This is a genomic window from Kocuria himachalensis (assembly GCF_054784195.1).
In genome coordinates this window covers 1-1,177 of record NZ_BAAGPL010000064.1, presented here as the reverse complement: position 1 = coordinate 1,177, position 1,177 = coordinate 1, and the positions used below count along the sequence as shown (strand labels likewise).

The 1,177-nt window shown below is 77.2% G+C and carries 1 protein-coding gene; it reads left to right on the top strand.

Features of this window, described 5'->3' with window-relative positions:
• The coding region (locus tag ACYVM4_RS18570) for a GTP 3',8-cyclase MoaA (RefSeq protein ID WP_460669514.1) at positions 1 to 1,069 on the top strand (1,069 nt) is incomplete at its 5' end.
• Between the last annotated feature and the right edge of the window lie 108 nt (positions 1,070 to 1,177).

The window sequence follows — 1,177 nt, the reverse complement described above, 5'->3', positions numbered from 1 at the left end:
CTGCATGCCCGCGACCGGGCTGCCCTGGCTGCCCGCCGGCCAGCTGATGAGCGCCGCCGAGATCGTCCGGCTCGTGGGCATCGGCGTGACCGAGCTCGGGATCACCGAGCTGCGCCTGACCGGCGGGGAGCCCCTGGTCCGGGCCGACCTCGAGGAGATCGTCGCCGGGGTGCGCACCGCCCACCCGCAGCTGCCGGTCTCGCTGACCACCAACGGCATCGGCCTCACCACCCGCGCCCAGGCCCTTGCCGCCGCCGGGCTGACCCGGATCAACATCTCCCTGGACTCCCTGGACGCGGCGACCTACCGCGCCCTGGCCCGCCGCGACCGCCTCACCGAGGTGCTGGCCGGGGCCGAGGCCGCCGCCGCCGCCGGGCTGACCCCGGTGAAGATCAACGCGGTGCTGATGCGCGGGGTCAACGACCACGAGGCCCCGGAGCTGCTGGCCTGGGCGCTGGCGCGCGGCTTCGCGCTGCGGTTCATCGAGCAGATGCCGCTGGACGCCGACCACGGCTGGACCCGGGCGGAGATGGTCACCGCCGCCGAGATCCGCCACCGGCTCTCCACCCGGTTCCGGCTGGCCCCGCACCCCGGCGCCCGCGACGGCGCCCCGGCCGAGCTGTGGGACGTGCACCCCGCCACCCCCGCCGGTGCCCCCGTGGACCCCGCCACGACCCCCGTGGACTCCGCCACGACCTCGGACGCGACCTCCGCCGCGACCGCGGACGCGACCTGCGCGGGACCGCCCGCCGGTGCCCCCGGGGCCGTCGGGGCCGGGGACCGGCCGCTGGGCACGGTGGGCGTGATCGCCTCCGTGACGGAGCCCTTCTGCGCCGACTGCAAGCGGACCCGGATCACCGCCGAGGGCCGGGTCCGGTCCTGCCTGTTCTCCCACGAGGAGGTCGAGCTGCTGCCGATGCTGCGCGCCGGGGCGACCGACGGGCAGCTCGCCGAGCGCTGGCGGGCCGCGATGTGGGCCAAGCCGGCCGCGCACGGGATGGACCACACGGGCCTGGACTCCGCCGACTACGTCCAGCCGGAGCGCTCGATGAGCGCGATCGGGGGCTGATCCGAGGTGCTCGTGCGCTACTTCGCCGCCGCCCGCGCCGCGGCCGGGACCGAGGCCGAGACCGTGCCCCTCGACGCCCCCGCCCTTCCCCGCCGGGAGGTGGAGGAG